This window comes from Halorubrum alkaliphilum (genome assembly GCF_017873815.1).
In the GTDB taxonomy this organism is placed as follows: Archaea; Halobacteriota; Halobacteria; order Halobacteriales; family Haloferacaceae; genus Halorubrum; species Halorubrum alkaliphilum.
Window position 1 is genome coordinate 1 of the sequence record NZ_JAGGKQ010000064.1, and the last position, 1005, is coordinate 1005.

Here is a 1005-nt window from a genome sequence, read left to right on the forward strand (position 1 = left end):
AGGCTCACCACAAACATCACCAGCCGTAGCCCAGCGTCCTGAGAACTGGTGAATGCGAGGCTCTGCTTGGCTAATCGGTAGCTCGACTCGATGCCGAAGCGCTTGCTGTAGTGCTCTCGGGCATCCCGTGGCGTGTCGATAAACGGCGCGTCAGCGGCGTAGCCGTGACGCGCCACCCCGTGTTCGTCGTATCGTCCCTGTTGGTAGACGCAGTCGATGAACACAGGGAACGTTACCTTGCCGGCGAGATCGTGTTCGATCTCGCGGCTCCAGCCTCTACTGAGTTCGTCTTGGATCGTTTCACCCCACTTGACGATCGGCATCACGTAGGCGTAGTTGTGCGTGGACAACAGCCCAAGACAGGTGCTGTTGTAGAATCCGCGATCGAGATAGACGGCCTTGACGCCGAGGTCAAGGCCGTCGAGGAGCTCGAGAAACTCACCAAGGACGTCGCTGGTGGTGTCGCCAGCGACAAGCTGGCGCACCGCCAGCGTGTACCGCTTGTTGCGTACCCGCGCGTACAGCGTCGCGTACGCGTGAAACGTCGTGGTTCCCCGTTTCGCCTGTGAAGAGTACAGCGCTTCTGTTTCGTCTTCATCGCCGTAGTAGGGGTCGAGGTGGAGGTCTGCACAGACCTCCACCGGTCGATCTGGAAGCGTCTCAAGCGCATCTCGTTGAAGTAGCGTGTCGCCAACCGCCTCAACGGAGTCAAGTTCGAACTGCTCGGTGAGATGTCCTCGGACGGTGTTGGCGTGTGGCGAGTCCTCGGTCGTTTCGCAGACGTGATTGATCGAGGTCCCGCCGGCGCTGGCGCCGGCGAGGACCTCGTACAACGTCTCTGTCGTGACCTTGACGTTCTCGTCGAGGTCTATCTCAAGCTCTTCATCGAGGCTGTTGACGACAAAATTAAGAAGATGCTCTTCTTCTATCTCGTTGTCTGCTTCGGTAGGTTCCACACTCTTCCCAAGCAGACACTTTCACTCAAACCCGATGTGATCGACTGAG

1 protein-coding gene is annotated in these 1005 nt (G+C 58.4%); it reads right to left on the reverse strand.

Features of this window, described 5'->3' with window-relative positions:
- Window positions 1-956: ISH3 family transposase (locus tag J2751_RS15485; RefSeq protein ID WP_209487347.1), on the reverse strand; the 956-nt coding region annotated here is incomplete at its 3' end.
- Between the last annotated feature and the right edge of the window lie 49 nt (window positions 957-1005).